The organism is Streptomyces sp. NPDC031497 (assembly GCF_055580905.1).
The window spans coordinates 148,375-167,710 of the sequence record NZ_JBVIKO010000010.1; the positions used below are offsets into that span (position 1 = coordinate 148,375).

Consider the following 19,336-nt stretch of genomic DNA (forward strand, 5'->3'; position numbering starts at 1 on the left):
TCTCGCAGAGGCTGATCAGGAACTTCCCGGACTGAGACCGGGGAGGTGCTCGGTTTCTTCGATGAAGGCGCGGGCGACGTCCGCCAAGCGGCGGTTGTGGGCGCGGGCGTAGGCGCGCAGCGTCGTGAAGGCCTGCTCCATGTCCGTGTGGCGGCGCTCGGCGAGTTTTCCCTTGGCCTGTTCGATCAGCACGCGGCTGGTGAGGGCCGTCTGCAGCTGTTCGTTGAGGAGGGTGCTGCGCTCGGTGGTGCGCTGTTGCAGCAGGCTGATGGTGGCGACGTCGGCGAGGGCCTGTGCGAAGGGGGTGGCGGCGGGGCTGATGGGCCCCGGGGTGGTGTGGAAGAGGTTGAGGGCGCCGACGACCTCGTCGCGCAGGCGCATGGGCAGCGCCTGGACGGCGGTGAAGCCGCTGCGCCGGGCCTGGGCGGTGAACAGGGGCCAGCGCGCGGCTTCGTCGCGCAGGTCGGGAACGGAGACGGTGATCCCGGTGTGGAAGCAGTCCAGGCAGGGGCCTTCGTGGTTCTGGAGCTGGAAGAGTTCGAGGAGGCGCACCCGTTCGTCGGAGGCGGCCATGACGCGCAGCACGCCGTCGCGGTCGGCGAGCAGGACGCCCGCCGCACTCGCGTCGAGCAGGTCGACACAGCGGTCGGTGAGCAGACGCAGGAAGTCCATGAGGTCGAAGTCGGCGACGAGACTGTCCGCCAGCTCGACGAACGTCCGGGCCATCAGCTGTTCCTTCATCGTGCACACCTCTGTTTGTGGGGCGTGAGCATCAGGGCTCCTCGTCGGGCGGCCGCGCATCCGGCGGTTTGGTATCGGAGGGACGCGCATCCGGCGGTCTCACGTCGGACGGTGTCGTCTCCCGGGGGAAGTGGAGCCGGTGGGCGACCACGTCGGCGGCGACCACCGAGATCCGTATCCCCCGGGCGTACGCGTGGGCGCGCAGCCGGATGAATGCCTCCTCGACGCTGACGCCGAGCTGGACCATGAGGATGCCGGTGGCCTGGTCGATCTCGGCCCGGTAACCGCCCAGGTCATCGAAGGGTGCGGCGTCCGGCCGGTCCGTGCCGGCCACGTCGGTGTCGGACGCGCTGGTGTCGGACGGGACGCCTGTCTCGCTGATCCCGGCGTCGAGCAGAAGCAACGTGGCAGCGTCGGCGAAGGCCATCGCGTCGGCCACCTCGTCCGCGTCCAGCTCGACCGAGGTGCTGGAGTACAGATCGAGTACGCCGGGGCTGATGGCCCCGATCTGCAGGGGGAAGGCGAAGACCGCCCTGGCTCCGGCTTCCAGGGCCGCGTCGGCGAACACCGCCCAATGCCGCTGGAGTTCACCGGCCAACAAGTCGGTGCAGAGGACCGAGGAGCCGAGGACAAAGGCATCCACGCACGGCCCCTCGCCCAGGGTGAGCTGGAGTTCTTCCAGCTGCCGACTGACGGAGTCGGTGCTGCACAGCGGATGACTCGCCCGCCCGCGGGACATCGCCGACACCCCGGCCCCGCCTACCGGCAGCGCCGTCACCGCCGCCGTACACACGTCGAGGAGGCCGACCCGGGCGCCGCGCAGGGCCGCCTGCTCGGCCACGAGAGCCTGGATCCGCGCCGACCGGCTGCCGGGGATCACGGTGACCACCGGATCAAAGGGGGAGCCGGCGCCAGGAACACGGCACCGTCGGCCGGTCGACGGACGTTTCGGACGTCCTTCCTGAGCCAGGAGCGGAGGGAGGCCACGATCGGCTCGTCGGCCCGGCCCGCCGAGGCGACACCGAGTGATGCCTGGGGTTCGGAGAGGAGCGGTTCCTGCAACCGTCGGGCCACATCCCGGTGCCGCTCTTGCGGGTGAACCAGGAGCCCGGCGAAGGCGGCGCCGGTGATCCGGCCGACGGCGGGCGGGAGCGCTCCGTCGAATCCCGGCCGCCCGAAGTCGTCATCGCCTATGACACGGGGGGCTGGGGCCGCGTGGGGGAGCCGCCGGTTCCGCCGCCCCGGGGAAGATTCGAACCCGCAGCCCTCCAGGGCCGCGGTCTCCGCGATCACCACGGAGAATCCGGGCTGCCGTACGGCGACGGCGAGACGTCCTGGACGGACTTTTGGGCTCGACTCGCGAGCATCTTCGCCGAACGCCGCTGCGCGGGACTCGGCGACGGACCCGCGAGATCCCCGCGGGAACAGGCGGCCTGCCGGCGACTGGGCCGACGCGGGCACAGCGCTTCCCGAGCGGGCTGCTCGCCATCTCCTCCGCTCCACGGCTGACCGCGGGCCGGAGGGGTGATCATGGCGCCCCCGCCCGCTGGAAGGGACAAGGGCGGCGCGATCGGACGCGAGCCCTGCCGGCGAATGGACAGCCGCAGAATAAGGCATGACACCTCTGTTCCAGCCGTTCAGGTGTTCTCGGCACCGCCACCGGGCACCGCCCGCGAGGCGCCGGGCTTCATACCCGGCGGGGTGCGACCGAGGGCGGGGCGTACGAGGACGTGAGTGGGTCACCAGGTCGGGGTTCCGCGCTCCGAGGCTCGGTGCCCGACAGGGATCTCCTCGAAGATGCGACGGGTCCGGACGAGATTCCGCTCCCGTGGCATCGTGGTCAGCAGGCCGTGCGTCCACCGGGGTCCTGGGCGTCCGTTCACCACCATAGTCCCCAGCCCTGCGCCGCGGTGGATCCGAGCGGGCCGGAATCTGACGATCGGGCGGCTGCGGAAAGCGTGGGAGCAACCGGGGGCGTTGCTGCAGCCCAAGGAGTTCGGCGGTTTCGGCGCTCATCCACGGGACTTCGCGGAAGCGGTGATGGCGGTCGCGCGGCACGACGGGGCCGCCGGCTGGGTGTGCGGTGTCGTCGGGGTCCACCCGTGGGAGCTGGCCCAGATGGACCCGCGGCTCGCCCACGAGGTGTGGGACGACGACCCGGACACCTGGATCGCCTCCCCCTACATGCCCAACGGCATCGCCGACCCGGTGGACGGCGGCTATGTCCTCAGCGGCCGCTGGCCGTTCTCCTCCGGCAGCGACCACTGCCGCTGGGACTTCCTCGGCGCGTTCCTCGGCGACGGGAAGGGCAAGCCGGCCGGGCCGATCACCGTGATGCACGTGGTGCTGCCCCGCTCGGACTACGAGATCGTCGACGGCACCTGGGACGTCGTCGGCCTGTCCGGCACCGGCAGCAAGGACGTCGTCGTCGACAAGGCGTTCATCCCCGAGTACCGCACCGTGCGGCAGGAGGCAGTCCAGGACGGGGCCGCCGCCGAGGCGATCGGGCTCACCGACACGCTGTACAAGCTGCCCTTCGCCTCGATGTTCCCGCTCGGGATCACCGCGGCCGTCATCGGCATCTGCGAGGGCGCGCTCGCCGTGCACCTCGGCCAGCAGAAGGACCGGGTCGCCGTGACCGGTGTCCAGGTCCGCGACGACCCGTACGTGCTCTACGCGGCCGGGGAGGCCGCCGCCGAGATCGCCGCCTCCCGGGTCCAGCTCATCGACGGCATCAGCCGCATGTACGACAAGGCCGAGGCCGGTCAGCTGATCACCATCGAGGACCGGGCGAACGTACGGCGCAACCAGGTCCGGTGTGCCTGGCGGGCCGTCTCCGCCCTGGACGAGATCTTCGCGCGGTCCGGCGGCAACGCGATCCGGCGCGGCAACCCGATCCAGCGCTACTGGCGGGACGCGCACGTCGGACCGCGGCGGATACGGCGACTACCTCTCCAGCGCGGCACTGCTGCTGGACGCCCGCACGCACGGCGTGACGCTGATCGACGCCCCGGTCAGCGGCGGCGGTCCGGCGGCCGCCGAGGGCAGACTGGTGGTGATGGCAGGGGGCGAGCCCGGCACGGTCGCCTACTGCCGACCGGTGTTCGCGACCTAGGCCGACCCGGTCGTGCACATGGGCCCGCTCGGCACCGGCCAGCTCGCGAAACTCCTCAACAACGTCCTGTTCACGGCCAGCCTGGCCATCGCCGCCGACACCCTCGCCCTCGGCCGGGACCTGGCGATCGACCCAGCCGCCCTCGCCCGGGTCCTCGCGCACGGCAGCGCGGCCGGCTTCGCGCTGGACCGGGTGGCGGCGGCCGGCGGCACCCTGGACCGGTTCGCCGCCCACGCCGGGCCCCTGCTCCGCAAGGACGTCCGACTGCTCACCGACGTCACCGAGACGGGTGGCGCCGAGCCCGCCGTCGTCCTGCCGGCCGCCGGCGCCGCCCTCGCCCTGATGAACGGGCAACGCCCCAGGCTCACTTCAGAACCCGGTATGGCAGACCCTCCCCTCGATGAGGGTCAGCCGCACAAGGCCGGCCGACGGATGTGACAGGGCATCGGCCAACGGGACGGCGAGCAGGACGAGGTCGGCGGGCGAGCCGGGACGTAGGCGCGGCGGAGGGGAGCCGGGGGAGTGGGGCGATGAGAGATACGAGTTCAGCGCCTCGGCGGCGGTGACGCGTTCGGCGGGGTTCGCGGTCCGCCCGCCGGGGACGTGTCTCGTGGCCGCCGCCCGGATCACGGACCAGGGGTCGAGCGGCCCGTACGGGGCGTCGCTCGACAGCGCCAGCGGGACACCGCCGCGCAGGAACGAGGCACACCGGTACAGGTCGGCCTGCTCGTGCGGCGGGGAGCCGTCGAGGAAGTCGTCGCCGCGGTCGGACAGGAAACCGGGCTGGGTGACCACCCTCAGCCCCAGGCGTCGTACGACGGGTACGGCCTCGGCCGGCACCACGGCCGCGTGTTCGACGCGGTCACCGGGGAGCACGCCGGTCTCCTCCAGCGCCGCGAGGAGCAGGGCGAGGGAGACGGCCGTGACCGTGTGCACGGCGACGGGACGGCCTCGCCGGTGCGCGGCGTCGATCTCCTCGGTCAGCCGGTCGAAGTCCGGCAGCCCGGAGTCCGCGAGGACGATCTTCCAGGGGCCGGGCACCGGCCGTGCGGTCGACGGTGTCCCGAGTGGTGCCCCTAGCAGGAGCAGCCGCTGGGGCAGGCGACCACTGTCCGCCTCCGCGACGAGCGCGGCGAAGGACCGGGCGGTCAGGCGCGGGGTGGCGTCCGTCACGGCCGTGATGCCGTAACCGGCGAGCCGACGGCCCACCGTCGCCAGGGACGGCGCGACGGCCCCGGGCAGCCGCTCGCGCAGCCAGTCGTCGGCCCGCCACACCCGCCCCGTCGGCTGTCCGGCGGCATCCTTTTCGATGCCGGGGTGACGCCCGTGCGCGAGGCTGACCCGTTCGGCAGCACGGGAGTTGAGCACCCACAGGGCGCCACTGCGGTGCTGGACACGCACCGGGACGTCCGCGCGCAGCGCGTCGAGGCCGGCGGCGTCCAGCGATCCGGCGACCCGTTCGTCGTAGCCGATGCCCCGGACCCAGCCGTGCCGGTCCGGAGCCGCCCGGTGCAGCGCCGCCCGCAGCGCCGCGCGGTCGCGGACGTCGGGAGGGCCGCATCGTACGGAGGAGAGCGCGGCCGCCAGCGCGAACAAGTGGAGGTGATGGTCCGTCAGCCCGGCTAGCAGAGCACCGCCCGCCGCGTCGACCTCCTCCTCGCCGGGTGCGCGCGCGAGCCCCGGACCGAGCTCCGCGACCCGTCCGTCCCGGACGCGGGCGGAGCACCGTCGGCCGTCGACCTCCGCGTCCCGGATCAGCAGCCCGCTCACGGCAGCCGGATCCCCAGGCCGCGCAGCACCGCGGCGGTGTCGGCGCCGCTCGCCGAGGCGGTGGCGGCCGGCCGGCGCGGACGCGGGGCGGCCAACGGGTACGACGTACCGTCACTCTCCACCAGCCAGCCCTCGCCGTGCCCGACGAGACGGGTGTCGCGGCCGCCGGAAACGGCGAGGGAGGCGGACACCACGTCCGCCATCGCCACGTCCAGGGCCGCACCGCCACCGCCCGGCCGCTCTGACAGGACGAGCGCGGCGGCGAGCAGACCGGTGAGCGGGTCGGCCACGGCGTCACCGGCGAACACGGGCAGCGCGTCCGTGTCCACGCCGAGCAGTCCGCGGGCGGCGGCGACGTCGTCGCCGAAGCCGACCCGCCCCGAGGCACGCCCGTACGCCGTGATCGATACCCAGGTGCAGCCGCGGGCCGCCTCCGCCTCGGCGTCGAGTCCGAACCCGGCGAGGGCGCGGGGACGGGAGGCCTCGACGACCACGTCCGCCCGGCTCACCAGCTCGTGCAGGGCGGCCCGGCCGTGCGCGTCCGTGGGGTCCAGGACGACCGAGGCATGCCCGGCGTGCAGTAGGTCGTAGAAGGCGGCATCGCCGAAGCGGGCGCCGTCCGGACGGGACGGCGTCTCCACCTTGACGACCGTCGCTCCCGCCGTGCCGAGCAGATGCGCACAGAGCGGCCCCGCCCACAGGGCGCTGAAGTCGACCACCAGCAGCCCCGCCGCACCCCGCGGGTTTCCGGGCAGCGGGCAGGTCCGGCCGGGCCTGGGCCGGACCGAACCGCCCGCGAGACCGAGGAGTTCCACGCGCTCGTCCAGCTCGGTGCCGTCGTGCGCGGCGAGCCAGTCGGCCAACCGGCCGGGCAGCGCCCCGGGTTCGAGATCCCGGCCGATCAGCGCGCTCCACAGCAGGGGATCGTCCGGACGCGCGTCGGAGACGGCGGCCCAGCCGTCCCGAGTGGGCAGCAGCCGGCAGCTGCCGCCCAGCGACAGCCGGCCTCGCCGCCCCCGGCCACTGAGCGCGGCCCGCTCGGCGAGGAGCCGGGCCCCGTCGAGCCGCGCCCCACCGGCGGCGGCGACGTGGTCGGCCAGCAGGGAGGCGAAGGTGGCCGCCCCGCCGGGCGGCAGCAGCGGGGGCCCGTCGGCATGACCGGTCAGCAGGGGGATGCCGCTGCGGGCCCAGTCCTCCGCGAGGCGTGAAGGCTCGGTCTCGGGCCAGGGCCGGGCCGTCGCGTCGGCGGGCGGCCGGCCCGAGGGAGGCGCCGACGCGCGGCCGGGTGCTCGGCGCCGGGCGGCGGACCGAGTCGTACCGCCGGATGCCGCGTCGTCGGCCATGCGGGGATGGTAGATCAGAGAGGTGCCCGTGACCACAGCGATCTCAGTGACCGATCTCGCGGCCGGGGCGGCGGACGCCGATCTCCTGGACGCGCACGCAAGACCGTCCCGGCCGCTGATGGTCGTCGATCTGGACCCGGCGACCGCACCCGCTGCCGCCGACCTGGAGCGCGCCGTCCGCCGCGCCCGGGACAGCAGCCGGCTGCTGGTCGGACGCACCGGTCGACCGGTTCCCGACTGCCCCGACGACCTCCTCGGCGCCCTGGACCTGACGCTGGTACAGGCCCCCCGCGACCGCCTCTGCGCGACGGACGCCGCCGGGAGTGCGGCGACGGTGGCGGTCACGAACCCGGCCGCCGAGGCGGAGTTCCTGCGCGCACGGGCCGAGGAACAGCCCGAGGCGCCTTTGGTGCTGCGCCAAGTCCTCGGCATGACAGGGCGGTTGCCGGTGCCACAGGCACTCGACCTGGAGTCGATGGCGTACTCGGCCTTGCTCGGCGGTTCCGGCTTCGCCGGATGGCTCGCGGCGCGCGGCCCGAGGCCCGCACCGCCGCCCGCGACCGGCGAGCCCGTGCTGGTGCGCCGTACGGGCGACGTCCTGCGGATCACGCTCGACCGGCCCGAGCGGCGCAATGCGCACGGCGCGCAGCTGCGGCACGCCCTGGTCGCGGCCTTGGACATCGCCGTCTGGGACGAGACCGTGCGTGAGGTGGTCCTGGACGGCAACGGTCCTTGCTTCAGCTCCGGCGGCGACCTGGACGAGTTCGGCACCGCCACGGACCTCGCCGCCGCGCATCTGATCCGCACCCGGACGGGTGCGCCCTGCGCCTGCACGCCCTCGGTGGGCGGCTCACCGCCAGGATCCACGGGACCTGTGTCGGCGCGGGCATCGAACTCCCGGCCTTCGCCTCCCGGTTGTCGGCCCCATACTGCCAAGCGACCGAACCTCTTCCGCATCCGGTTACCGGATCTCAACGCCCTGCTGAGAACAAGCCCTGGTGTGAGTTCCCGCTGCTCACTCCGTTCCCAGGGACTGATCACCTCCCCCTCTCTGAAGCGGCGCGCAGCCAAGGTCACTCGCCCGGTTCCTGTTCCGCCGGTACTCGTGCGCATGCTCCTTGACCACATCGCCCGTTTCGGTGCGGCTGCCGACGGAAGGATCTTCCAGGGCGCGGCCGGCAACTACATCGACAACGCGGCGCACTACGTCACCTGGGGACGCGCCAGGGAAGCAGCACTCACCTTGGACGAGCACGCACTGAACCTCGCCAAGCGGCCGTACGACCTGCGCCACGCCGGCATCTCCTTCTGGCCGGCCTCCGGTGTGGACCCCGCCGAATGTGCTCCTAGGGCAGGTCAGAGCATTCAGGTCCTCTTCCGCTACTACGCGAAGCCCCTGGCTGGGGCCCGAGACCGTGCCGACCAGTTGCTTGAGGAGTCGATGAAACGTGGGGAGGGCTCACCGGCTCCTGACGGGGTCGGGTGACCCGGAATCTGGTCCGGAAATATTCCGGATCAGGTGGGCAACACTGGGTCACCGGTGGGACAAAACGGAGGTGGGGCGTCTTTTCGCCATACTGCTTGAACGGTGACTGCGAAGGGTGCCTGACGGGAGATTTCCCAGGTCAGGCACCCTTTCGTGTGGCTCTAGAAGAAGCCCAGCTTGCGCGGCGAGTACGACACCAGAAGATTCTTCGTCTGCTGGTAGTGCTCCAGCATCATCTTGTGGGTCTCGCGACCGATCCCGGACTGCTTGTAGCCGCCGAACGCCGCGTGCGCGGGGTACGCGTGGTAGCAGTTCGTCCATACCCGGCCCGCCTGGATCGCGCGGCCCGCGCGGTACGCGGTGTTGATGTCGCGGGTCCAGACGCCCGCGCCGAGGCCGTACAGTGTGTCGTTCGCGATCTTGATGGCGTCGTCGAAGTCGTCGAAGGACGCCACCGACACGACCGGGCCGAAGATCTCCTCCTGGAAGATCCGCATCCGGTTGTCACCCTCGAAGACGGTCGGCTGGACGTAGTAGCCGCCCTTCAACTCGCCGTCGTACTCGACGCGTTCGCCGCCTGTGAGGATCTTCGCGCCCTCCTGCCTGCCGATGTCCAGGTAGGAGAGGATCTTCTCCAGCTGGTCGTTGGAGGCCTGTGCGCCGATCATCGTGTCCGTGTCGAGAGGGTGGCCCGGCTTGATCTGCTGGGTGCGGGCGACCGCCGCCGCCATGAACTCGGCGTAGTGGCCGCGCTGGACGAGCGCCCGGGACGGGCAGGTGCAGACCTCGCCCTGGTTGAGCGCGAACATCGTGAAGCCTTCGAGGGCCTTGTCGCGGAAGTCGTCGTCGTGCGCCCAGACGTCGTCGAAGAAGAGGTTCGGGGACTTGCCGCCCAGTTCGAGGGTGACCGGCTTGATGTTCTCCGAGGCGTACTGCATGATCAGCCGCCCGGTGGTGGTCTCCCCGGTGAAGGCGACCTTCGCCACCCGCGGACTGGACGCCAGCGGCTTGCCCGCCTCCACACCGAAGCCGTTGACGATGTTCACCACGCCCGGCGGCAGCAGGTCCGCGATCAGGCTCATCCAGTAGTGGATGGAGGCGGGGGTCTGCTCGGCCGGCTTGATGATGACGGCGTTGCCGGCGGCCAGGGCGGGCGCCAGCTTCCAAGTGGCCATCAGGATCGGGAAGTTCCACGGGATGATCTGCGCCACTACCCCGAGTGGCTCATGGAAGTGGTACGCCACCGTGTCGTCGTCGATCTCGCCCAGCGAACCCTCCTGCGCGCGGATCGCGCCCGCGAAGTAGCGGAAGTGGTCGATGGCGAGCGGGATGTCCGCGGCCAGCGTCTCCCGTACCGGCTTGCCGTTCTCCCAGCTCTCGGCGACCGCGAGCGGTTCGAGGTGGGCCTCCATCCGGTCGGCGATCTTGAGGAGGATGTCGGAACGCTCCGTCACCGACGTACGGCCCCAGCCCGGCGCGGCCGCGTGTGCCGCGTCCAGTGCCCGCTCCACGTCCTCGGCGGTGCCCCGTGCGACCTCGGTGAACGGCTGACCGTTCACCGGCGACGGGTTCTCGAAGTACTGTCCCCGGGCCGGCGGCACATACTCGCCGCCGATGAAGTGGTCGTAGCGCGTCTGGTAGGAGACGATCGCACCCTCGGTGCCGGGCGCCGCGAAACGGGTCATGGTGGCCTGCCTCCTTGCAGATGCGCTGCCCGCCGTTGGGCAGCTCCGGCGCGCAGGCTAGTGGGGCGGACGTTGCGCCCACGTTGCACCGCAGGTCAGCGCGCGGGCGCCGCCAACTCGGACTCCAGCGAGGTCAACCGGCTGCGTACGACCGCCGTCGGCCGCACCGCCGCGAGGGCCCGCCACACCTCGATGTCGTCCTCGCCCCACGGAGCGTGCGCCCAGTCCGCCAGCAGATCGGGGTCACGGCGCGCGATCAGCGCGGCCCGCAGACCGTCCGCCAGCCGCTGCCTGAGCAGTACGACCGCCGGCGCCTGCGAACCGGGCAGCAACGGCCCCGGGTACGCCGTCACGGCCGCGGCCACCGCCCCCGCCTCCAGCCGCCGCTCGACGACGGTCGCGTCGGACTCGACCGGAGCGGTCAGCCGGTACGGCCGGGAGGCCAGCAACCCGGGCCCCAACAGCCTTCGCAGCCGTGCCAGTTCGGCCCGCAGGGTAACCGGCGTCACCGACTCGTCCGCGTACAGCGCACACAGCAGCTCGTCGCCCGTCAGTCCCTCCGGGTGCCGGGACAGCAGCACCAGCAGCTCGCTGTGCCGGCGGCCGAGCCTGATCCGGTGCCCGGCCAGCCGGAGTTCGGCCTCGTCACGGCCGAGCGCCGCCAGCGCGGGCGCCTCGTCGGCGGGTGTCGGCGGATCCAGCAGCGCCAGCTGTGACTCGGCGGCCCGCGCCACCGCCTGGACGAAGCCCAGGCTGTGCGGATGCGCCAGCCGGTCGCCGCCGGTGATGTCGACGGCGCCCAGCACCCGCCCGGTGCGCGGATCGTGCACCGGTGCCGCCGCGCACGTCCACGGCTGCACCCGACGGATGAAGTGCTCCGCCGCGAACACCTGCACCGGCCGGTCCACCGCCACCGCCGTCCCGGGCGCGTTGGTACCGACCGCCGTCTCCGACCAGCGCGCGCCCGGCACGAAGTTCATCCGGTCCGCCCGGCGCCGGGTCGCCGGATGCCCCTCCACCCAGAGCAGCCTGCCGTCCGCGTCGCACACCGCCAGCAGATGTTCGCCGTCCGCCGCGAACGTGCCCATCAGCTCCCGGACCAGCGGCATCACCCTGGCCAGCGGATGCTCCGCGCGATAGGCCCCGAGGTCGCCGTCCGTCAGCTCCACCCGGGCCGCGCCGTCCGGTCCCACCCCGGCCCGCACCGAACGCCGCCACGACTCGGCCACCACCGACCGCACCGGGCGCGGCACGGTACCCGCCGTGGTGAACGTCTCGTGTGCCCGGCGTAGCACCCGGACGCGCTCGGCAGGGTCGGCCCCCGGTTCCAGGGCCACCCACGGATCGGTCAACTCGGCCTCCCCGGACGGCGATGCGGCTGGGGACATCGTCACTCGGGGTGTTCGCGCCGACAACCGTTTCGACCGCCCTGACTCGCTCTCACTCCGAGGACAGGCCGACCAGTCTCATGTAACGGACCCAGTCCCAGTACTTTCCCGGATCCGTGTGGTCGGTCCCCGGCACCTCGACATGGCCGATGATGTGTTCGCGGTCCTTCGGGATGCCGTATCTGTCGCAGATCGACGCCGTCAGCCGCGCCGACTCCGCGTACAGGGCGTCGGTGAAGTACTCCGGCTTGTTCACCCAGCCCTCGTGCTCGATGCCGACACTGCGAGTGTTGTAGTCCCAGTTCCCCGCGTGCCAGGCGACATCCGACTCCCGGACGCACTGCGCCACATGGCCGTCCGCCGAACGCACCAGATAGTGCGCGGACACCCGCTTCTTCGGGTTCTGGAAGATGGACAGCGTGCCGGCGTACGCCTGCTGGGTGACGTGGATGATCACCCGGTCGACGTCGTACTCGTCGGGGCGCTGGGCCGATGTGCGGTTGTCACTGCTCGCCGCCTGCCACTCGGCCTTCGGGTAGTCGACGACTCCGGTCTGCGCGCCCGCGCGGCTCTCGGGGAGCAGCGCGTACGGGACGGCGGCGAGAGCCGCGCCCTTCAGGAGCCATCGCCTGCTGGGGAGCGGTCGTGCCCGGTCCATGGGTGAGGTGCCTTTCGGAAGCGTGCCTGAAGCCTGGGGGAGTCGCGGTCAGCCGCGCAGGGCCGCCGCGGTCTCGCGCAGCCGCGCGTGCAGTCCGCGGTAAGTCTCGCGCGCGGGCAGCCACTCCTTGCGGAGCTTGGCCACACACGTGTAGTTGGTGTCGCACACGTTGGCCAACGGTGATTCCACCGTCTGAGTCGCGTACTGGTAGGCGTCCGGTTCGGCGAATCCGTAGTCCCGCACCAGCCACTGCACCAGGTCGAGCTGCGATATCCGGAAGGCGTCCTCCAGCGGACGCGCGGACCCCGTCGACACGATGTGCGTGTCCGACTCCAGCCGGGGCCACGGCGTCGCGATCCCCTTCAGAAGCTCCACGATCACCACGGTGTTCATCGCGCACTCGACGGCCACCCCGCAGGTCTCGCCCTCGCCCTGCCGGGCGTGCCCGTCACCGAGACTGAGCAGCGCGCCCTCGACGTTCACCCCGAGATAGCAGGTGACGCCCTCCCGCATCTCGGGCGTGTCCATGTTCCCGCCGTGCGCGTCGGGCACCAGGGCCGAGCGGACCTCCAGATTGGCCGGGGCCACGCCGACCGTCCCGTGCATCGGATCCAGCGGCAGCTCCAGCTCGATGCCGCCCTCGTGGGCCCGGAACAGGGCCGTGCGCCGGGTCCGGTCCAGCTGCCAGATCCAGACCTTCTCCGGGAGCGGCGGCTGCAGGGTGGCCGTGGTGTGCGTCGAGGTGAGCGCGCCGAACAGGGGGACCGTCGTGGACGCCGCCCAGTCCCGCGCCGGTTCGATGGACACGAAGTGCACGGCGACGGTGTCCCCCGGCTCCGCACCCTCGATGTGGAAGGGCCCGGTCTGCGGGTTGAGGAACGGGAACTCGCACACCTCGGACACCAGGTCCTTCTCGGACCGCACCCGTCCGGCGAAGCAGTCCTCCGTGTACAGGTCGAGCACGGTGCCGGGCGCGATCCGTGCCACCGGCGGCACTCCGCCGAACGTCCACGCGTATTCGCCCGGTCCGGGCCGGACGGTGAGGATGAGGGGGTCGGTCATCGCGGGAGGTCTCCGTTCCGCCGGTCGACGGCGTCTGCTCGGTCGTCGCCTTGTTCGAGTTCTTCGAGTTCTTCGAGATGGACGCGTGCCGTCTCGGCTATGCGCTCGGGGTGACGGCGTATCAGCGCCAGGAGCACGACCACGCCGGTCGCCATCCAGACGCCGACCACCGGACCGGCGTACGACACCGGGGCGGTCAGCTTCGTCACGAAGTCGAAGACGGGCAGGCCGGCCGCGGTGAGCAAGGCGGGCACGAAGGCCACGATGCCCAGCAGCGGGAGGAGCAGATGCCGTACCGGTCGGAGGGACTCCCGGCCGCGGCGCAGGAAGTAGCCCGCACAGGCGAGATTGACGACGATGTAGACGCCGACGACCACCGTCACGATCACCGTGGCCAGCAGCAGGAACGCGGTCACCGGGTCGTAACCGAAGCCCAGCCCCAGCACGGCGCCGACGGCCACTACCGTCTGGACCGCGATGCCGACGACGGGGGAGCGGTACCGGGGGTGGAGCGTGGCGAGGACGCGCGGCAGGACCCGGATGCGGGCCAGCGCGAAGGCCGTCCGGGTGGACACGTTGGCACAGGCGTTGGCGTTGGCGATCGTCGAGTTCACCACGGCGAGGAACACCAGGACCCAGAAGAGCCCGAAGGAGGCCCGGGCGACACCCTCCCAGGACGCCTCGCCCGCCGCGCCGAAGCCGGCGAACCGGTCCGGCCCGAAGTACACGGTCATCGCGTAGGTCGTCACCACATAGAACAGGCCGATCCCCAGGGCCGCGCCGAGGACCGCGCGGTGCATCGTGCGGCGCGGGTCGCGGGTCTCCTCGGCGAGCGGCGCGGCCGCCTCGAAACCGGCGAACGCCAGCACGGTGTAGACGGAACCCGCGAAGACCCCGCTGATGCCCCGGTAGCCCTCCGCCGTGTGCGAGGTACCGAACACGGAAAGGGTGTTGTGGGCACCGACCTTGCCGATCAGCAAGATGGCGAAGACGAGGAAGACCGCGATCTCGAAGACGCCGAGGACGGTTCCGAAACGCGCCGAGGCACGCACCCCCAGATACCCGGTGACGGCTATGACGGCGGCACCGGCGAGCGACCACGGCCACCACAGATCGGCTGGCCAGGAGGCCCACTCGTCATGCAGGGTGCCCGCCGCGGTGAACCCGAGCTGGAGCAGCAGCAACGGCGGTATCAGTGCCTCCACGAACACGTAGCCCCAGCCGACCAGGAACCCCACGGCCGGATGCAGCCCCCGCGCCGCGTACGTGGCCACGGAGCCGGCCGCCGGTAATTCCCGGGCCAGCTCGGCGACACAGGACGCGGTGAACAGACAGGCCACCAGAGCGATGACCACGGCCAGCGGCAGACTGCCTCCGGCGAAGGCCGCCCCCGACGGAATGGACGCGGCGACGGCAGCGGCGGGCGCCATCGCCGTGACGCTCTGGAACAGCACCTCCCGCAACCCGACCGCGTCCCGCCGCAGCCCCGCGGCCGCTCCTGTGGCCGTCTTCTCGGCCATACACACCCCCCGACGTGCGTGAACCCATCGGTCCCACGGACCGCTTCGCGTGAATCACGGTACGGCGCCCGCGGGTTGGGCAGAAGAGCGCCGAGTGATTCCGTGGACAGGGCGGCGGTTGTGGAAAACCTCGCCACCCGAACGGGTGAGGCAAGGAACGCGGGGTGCGCGGTCGATCGCGGGTAACCGCTGGTCGGCCCGGCCCACAGACCGGCTGGCCAGTCGAGGCTCCGACTGGTTGGGGGCCGGGCTACGACTGGTTGGAGGGCCGGGGCTCAGACCGGCTGGAGGACCGGGCTACGACTGGTTGGAGGGCCGGGGCTCCGACTGGTTGGTCGGTCGGCCCTCAGACCCTTTCCGCCACCGTCGCCGGATCGTCCAGTACGGCGCGGACCACCGAGTGGGCGGCGCCCAGGAGGGGCCCTTCCGGGCCGAGGCGGGAGACGGTGACCGGGCAGGCCGGGCCGGTAGTGCGGTCGGCCAGTTCGGTTTGCAGGGACGGGAGAAGCCACGGAGCGAGGCCGGCCAGCGCGCCGCCCAGGACCACCGACTCGGGGTCGAGGAGGTTGACGGCACCGGTCAGGGCGATGCCGAGGGCCGTACCGGCGTCGTGCAGGGCGCGCCGTACTCCCTCGTGGTCCTCGCCCGCCCGCTGCGCGAGCAGGCCCACCGCGTCCTCGCGGGGTTCGAGACCGGCCGCGCGCAGCACCGCCTCCTCGCCGGCGTACTGCTCCAGGCACCCGCGTCCGCCGCAGGCGCAGTGCGGCCCGTCGGGGTGGACCGGCACATGGCCGAGCTCGCCCGCGAAACCCCGCTTCCCGCGCAGCAACTGACCGTCCACGACGACCGCGGCGCCGATACCGATCTCCGCGGACACGTGCAGGAAATCCGGCGGGGTGGCGTCGCCGAGCCACAGCTCCGCCAGGGCGCCGAAGTTGGCCTCGTTGTCGACCGTCAGCGGGATGTCCTCGGGCAGCAGCGCCCCGAGGTCGGTGTCGTGCCAGTCGAGGTTCGGGGCATGGACGACCGTGTGCCCGTCACGGGCCACCAGGCCGGGGACGGCGACCGCGAGACCGGCCGGCCACAGGCCCTCCCGCTCCGCGTCCGTCACGACCCGCCGGACCAGCGCGGTCAGCTCCTCGACCACCGGCTCCGGTGCCCGGCCCCGGTTGGCGCCGTGCCGCACGGCACGCGCGCGTACCTCGCCGCGCAGATCCATCGCGCACACGGCGAGATGGTCGACACCGACCTCCGCTCCGATACCGGCCGGGCCGCGTCCGCTCACCGCGAGCGCCGAGCCCGGCCGCCCGACGCGGCTGGGCCGCTCGGGGCCCAGCTCCTCCAGGAGTCCCCAGCGGATCAGCTCGTCCACCAGGGTCGACACCGCCGCCCTGGTCAGACCGATGCGCGAGGCGACCGCGGCCCGCGACAGCGAACCCTCGGCACTGACCGCGTGCAGCACGCGCGCGAGGTTGCGCCGGCGCATGCCCTGCTGGGTGTCCGGCAGGGCGCGGCCGGTCGCCGTGGGGCGGGCCTCGTGCAGTGGTGCGGTCATGCCTCCATCAATCCCTCAGTCCCCCGGACGGTCCGCGACCTGCCTCCCGTGTGGTCAGCGGTCCTCCGGCGCCCGCTCCAGCAGCGGGGCCGCGTCGGAGAGTACCCCGGAGATCCTGGCCAGCGTCGCCGCGTCCCGCTCCACCGCGTCCAGCACCGGCCCCGCCGCCGTGTTCCAGCGCCGCGCCACCGCCGCCGGGTCCTCACCGGTCAGCAGCCCGGCAGCCTGCGCCGCAGCGCCGAGGGCGACCAGCTCCTTCGCCTCGGGCACCTGCACTGGGCGCCCCGACAGCCGCCGGACCGTCTCCTGCCAGGCCCGACCCCGGGCGCCGCCGCCGATCAGCAGCAGCGGCGTGGTCCGGTCGGCGTCCTCGTCGAGCACCAGGTCCAGGGCGCCGAGCAGGGCGTGCACGGCGCCGTCATAGGCGGCCTGCAGGAGCTGGCCGGCGGTGGTGTCATGGCGCAGGCCGTGCAGCAGCCCGGAGGCGTTCGGCAGATTGGGGGTGCGCTCGCCGTCCAGGTACGGCAGCAGGGTGACCGAGGTGCCGGGCTCGACGGCCTCGCGGTCCAGGCCGAGCAGCGCCGCGACCCGGTCGACCGCGAGGGTGCAGTTCAGCGTGCAGGCGAGCGGCAGCCAGTCACCGTGCGCGTCGGCGAAGCCAGCGACGGTGCCGGTGGGGTCGGCGGGGCGGTGCCGCGAGACCGCGTACACCGTGCCCGACGTGCCGAGGCTCAGCACCGGGGTGCCGGGGCGCAGCCCGAGCCCCAGCGCGGCCGCGGCGTTGTCGCCCGTACCGGGTGCGACCAGGGTGCCCTTGGAGAACGGCAGTTCGTGGCTGTCGCGCACAGTGCCGGCGATCTCGCCGGGGCGGACCACCCGGGGCAGGAACGCCGGGTCCAGGCCCACGTGGGCGAGGGTCTCCTCGTCGTACGCCTCGGTCGCCGACGCCCACCAGCCGGTGCCGGAGGCGTCGCCGCGGTCGGTCGTGCCCTGGCCGGTGAGGCGCTCGGTGAGGTAGTCGTGGGGGAGCCGTACCGCCCTGGTCGCACGGACCGACTCGGGCTCGTGCTCCGCCAGCCAGGCCCACTTCGTGACCGTGAACGACGCGCCCGGAACACTGCCGGTGCGCTCAGCCCAGGCCTTGGGGCCGCCCAGCTCCTCGATCAGCCGCTGTGCCTGGGGCGCCGAACGGACGTCGTTCCACAGCATGGCCGGCCGCACCGGCTCGCCCCGCGCGTCCAGCGTGACCAGACCGTGCTGCTGCCCGCCGATCGACACGGCCGCCGCCTCGTGCGCCGCGTCCCCGCACTGGTGCAGCGCCGCGCACAGCGCGTCCCACCACTGACGCGGATCGCTCTCCCGGCCCGCGCCGGAGGACACGGTGTGCGGTGCCTGGCCGCTCGCCACGACCTGGCCGGTGGACGCGTCGACCACCAGCGCCTTGGTGGACTGGGTGGACGTGTCCACGCCGACGACGAGCGGACCCTCGGCTGCTGACATCGGGCTCTCTCCCTTTTTCCGCGGCTCGCGGTGTATCTGACCTGCAGTTTCCCGGTTCGACGGGGGTGTCGCGACCCGGTTTCCGTCCTTCGGGGACAGGGTGACTCTTCCCAGGGACGCGTCGGCATACTAATTTGTAAACCGCCATGACGAAATAGTCGGCACGACAGTCGTCCGGCACAGTCTTCGCGCAGAACCCCCGAGCAAGGAGCCGCGGCATGAGCTACCAGCCCACCCCCGAGGACAGGTTCACCTTCGGCCTGTGGACCGTCGGCTGGCAGGGAAGGGACCCGTTCGGCGACGCCACCCGCCGCGCCCTCGACCCGGTCGAGACGGTGCAGCGCCTGTCCGAACTGGGCGCCCACGGTGTGACGTTCCACGACGACGACCTGATCCCCTTCGGGTCCTCGGACACCGAGCGTGAATCGCACATCAAGCGTTTCCGCCAGGCCCTCGACGCGACCGGCATGAAGGTGCCGATGGCCACCACCAACCTCTTCACTCACCCGGTCTTCAAGGACGGCGCGTTCACCGCGAACGACCGTGACGTGCGCCGTTACGCGCTGCGCAAGACCATCCGCAACATCGACCTGGCCGCCGAGCTGGGTGCCGAGACGTACGTCGCCTGGGGCGGCCGCGAGGGCGCGGAGTCCGGCGCCGCCAAGGACGTGCGCGTCGCTCTCGACCGCATGAAGGAGGCCTTCGACCTCCTCGGCGAGTACGTCACCTCCCAGGGCTACGACCTGCGCTTCGCCATCGAACCCAAGCCGAACGAGCCCCGCGGCGACATTCTGCTTCCCACCGTCGGCCACGCGCTCGCCTTCATCGAGCGCCTGGAGCGCCCCGAGCTGTACGGCGTCAACCCCGAGGTGGGCCACGAGCAGATGGCCGGCCTGAACTTCCCGCACGGCATCGCCCAGGCACTCTGGGCGGGCAAGCTCTTCCACATCGACCTCAACGGCCAGTCCGGCATCAAGTACGACCAGGACCTGCGCTTCGGCGCCGGCGACCTGCGTGCCGCCTTCTGGCTGGTCGACCTCCTGGAGAGCGCCGGCTACGAGGGACCCAAGCACTTCGACTTCAAGCCGCCGCGGACCGAGGACCTCGACGGCGTGTGGGCCTCCGCCGCCGGCTGCATGCGCAACTACCTGATCCTCAAGGAGCGCGCCGCCGCGTTCCGCGCGGACCCGGAGGTCCAGGAGGCCCTGCGCGCCTCCCGCCTGGACCAGCTGGCCCAGGCGACGGCCGCCGACGGTCTCCAGGCGCTCCTGGCCGACCGCACGGCCTTCGAGGAGTTCGACGCGGACTCGGTCGCCGCGCGCGGGATGGCCTTCGAGCAGCTCGACCAGCTGGCGATGGACCACCTCCTGGGCGCCCGGGGCTGACGCGCGCACGCGCGCGTGAGGGCGGCTCTCGCAACGGCACGCCCGCACGCGCGCGTGTCGTTGCCCGCACGCTGTACGAGTTGCCCGCACTCGCACGACCGGTTCGTGCGGGAAATGCTCCGGAATCG

At 72.4% G+C, this 19,336-nt stretch carries 14 protein-coding genes and 1 pseudogene; 4 read left to right on the forward strand and 11 right to left on the reverse strand.

The genetic code is table 11. The features are described 5' to 3' along the window. Positions 1 to 15 precede the first annotated feature (15 nt). Positions 16 to 741: a GAF and ANTAR domain-containing protein gene (locus ACZ5K7_RS22365; RefSeq protein ID WP_468915501.1), complete on the reverse strand. Its 726-nt coding sequence runs from the start codon at positions 739 to 741 to the stop codon at positions 16 to 18. A gap of 31 nt (positions 742 to 772) precedes the next feature. Beyond that, complete coding sequence (locus ACZ5K7_RS22370) at positions 773 to 1,621, reverse strand: GAF and ANTAR domain-containing protein (protein WP_468915503.1); 849 nt, start codon at positions 1,619 to 1,621, stop codon at positions 773 to 775. A 1,664-nt stretch (positions 1,622 to 3,285) separates the two neighbouring features. Between ACZ5K7_RS22370 and ACZ5K7_RS22375 the strand changes: the two are divergent. Together ACZ5K7_RS22375 and ACZ5K7_RS22380 are read left to right on the forward strand one after the other, a co-directional pair. Continuing rightward, positions 3,286 to 3,657, forward strand: a pseudogene (locus ACZ5K7_RS22375) (hydroxylase); the annotation flags it as partial. Between the two features lie 217 nt (positions 3,658 to 3,874). Further along, positions 3,875 to 4,294, forward strand: coding sequence for an NAD-binding protein (locus tag ACZ5K7_RS22380; RefSeq protein ID WP_468915696.1), 420 nt, complete (start codon positions 3,875 to 3,877; stop codon positions 4,292 to 4,294). Here ACZ5K7_RS22380 and ACZ5K7_RS22385 read toward each other — a convergent pair. After that, positions 4,226 to 5,626 carry an amidohydrolase family protein gene (locus ACZ5K7_RS22385; RefSeq protein WP_468915504.1) on the reverse strand — a complete coding sequence of 467 codons (1,401 nt, stop codon included), beginning with the start codon at positions 5,624 to 5,626 and terminating at the stop codon, positions 4,226 to 4,228. The two genes, ACZ5K7_RS22380 and ACZ5K7_RS22385, sit on opposite strands and share 69 nt — an antisense overlap. Continuing rightward, positions 5,623 to 6,969 carry a CoA transferase gene (locus ACZ5K7_RS22390; protein WP_468915506.1) on the reverse strand — a complete coding sequence of 449 codons (1,347 nt, stop codon included), beginning with the start codon at positions 6,967 to 6,969 and terminating at the stop codon, positions 5,623 to 5,625. Before ACZ5K7_RS22390 ends, ACZ5K7_RS22385 begins: the two co-directional genes overlap by 4 nt. A 28-nt stretch (positions 6,970 to 6,997) precedes the next feature. Between ACZ5K7_RS22390 and ACZ5K7_RS22395 the strand changes: the two genes are divergently transcribed. After that, positions 6,998 to 8,455 (forward strand): enoyl-CoA hydratase/isomerase family protein, encoded by a 1,458-nt coding sequence (locus tag ACZ5K7_RS22395; RefSeq protein WP_468915508.1) that lies wholly within the window; start codon positions 6,998 to 7,000, stop codon positions 8,453 to 8,455. A gap of 161 nt (positions 8,456 to 8,616) precedes the next feature. On the opposite strand, the gene exaC is transcribed toward ACZ5K7_RS22395, so the two are convergent. From exaC to xylB, 7 genes are all read right to left on the reverse strand, one after another. Continuing rightward, positions 8,617 to 10,140 carry an acetaldehyde dehydrogenase ExaC gene (gene exaC, locus ACZ5K7_RS22400; protein WP_468915509.1) on the reverse strand — a complete coding sequence of 508 codons (1,524 nt, stop codon included), beginning with the start codon at positions 10,138 to 10,140 and terminating at the stop codon, positions 8,617 to 8,619. Between the two features lie 95 nt (positions 10,141 to 10,235). Continuing rightward, the gene (locus ACZ5K7_RS22405; RefSeq protein ID WP_351698597.1) at positions 10,236 to 11,528 is read right to left on the reverse strand and encodes a GAF domain-containing protein; all 1,293 of its coding nucleotides are present in this window, start codon (positions 11,526 to 11,528) and stop codon (positions 10,236 to 10,238) included. A gap of 52 nt (positions 11,529 to 11,580) precedes the next feature. After that, complete coding sequence (locus tag ACZ5K7_RS22410) at positions 11,581 to 12,186, reverse strand: N-acetylmuramoyl-L-alanine amidase (RefSeq protein WP_351698599.1); 606 nt, start codon at positions 12,184 to 12,186, stop codon at positions 11,581 to 11,583. Positions 12,187 to 12,234: 48 nt separating this feature from the next. Further along, positions 12,235 to 13,248: an acetamidase/formamidase family protein gene (locus ACZ5K7_RS22415; RefSeq protein WP_468915511.1), complete on the reverse strand. Its 1,014-nt coding sequence runs from the start codon at positions 13,246 to 13,248 to the stop codon at positions 12,235 to 12,237. Then, positions 13,245 to 14,768 (reverse strand): APC family permease, encoded by a 1,524-nt coding sequence (locus ACZ5K7_RS22420; protein ID WP_468915513.1) that lies wholly within the window; start codon positions 14,766 to 14,768, stop codon positions 13,245 to 13,247. Before ACZ5K7_RS22420 ends, ACZ5K7_RS22415 begins: the two co-directional genes overlap by 4 nt. A gap of 346 nt (positions 14,769 to 15,114) precedes the next feature. Continuing rightward, positions 15,115 to 16,323, reverse strand: a complete 1,209-nt coding sequence (locus tag ACZ5K7_RS22425; RefSeq protein WP_468915514.1) for an ROK family protein — start codon at positions 16,321 to 16,323, stop codon at positions 15,115 to 15,117. A 54-nt stretch (positions 16,324 to 16,377) separates the two neighbouring features. Next, positions 16,378 to 17,823: a xylulokinase gene (gene xylB, locus ACZ5K7_RS22430; RefSeq protein WP_468915516.1), complete on the reverse strand. Its 1,446-nt coding sequence runs from the start codon at positions 17,821 to 17,823 to the stop codon at positions 16,378 to 16,380. A 218-nt stretch (positions 17,824 to 18,041) separates the two neighbouring features. On the opposite strand from xylB, the gene xylA reads away from it, so the two are divergent. Then, positions 18,042 to 19,208: a xylose isomerase gene (xylA, locus tag ACZ5K7_RS22435; protein WP_351698609.1), complete on the forward strand. Its 1,167-nt coding sequence runs from the start codon at positions 18,042 to 18,044 to the stop codon at positions 19,206 to 19,208. Positions 19,209 to 19,336 lie beyond the last annotated feature (128 nt).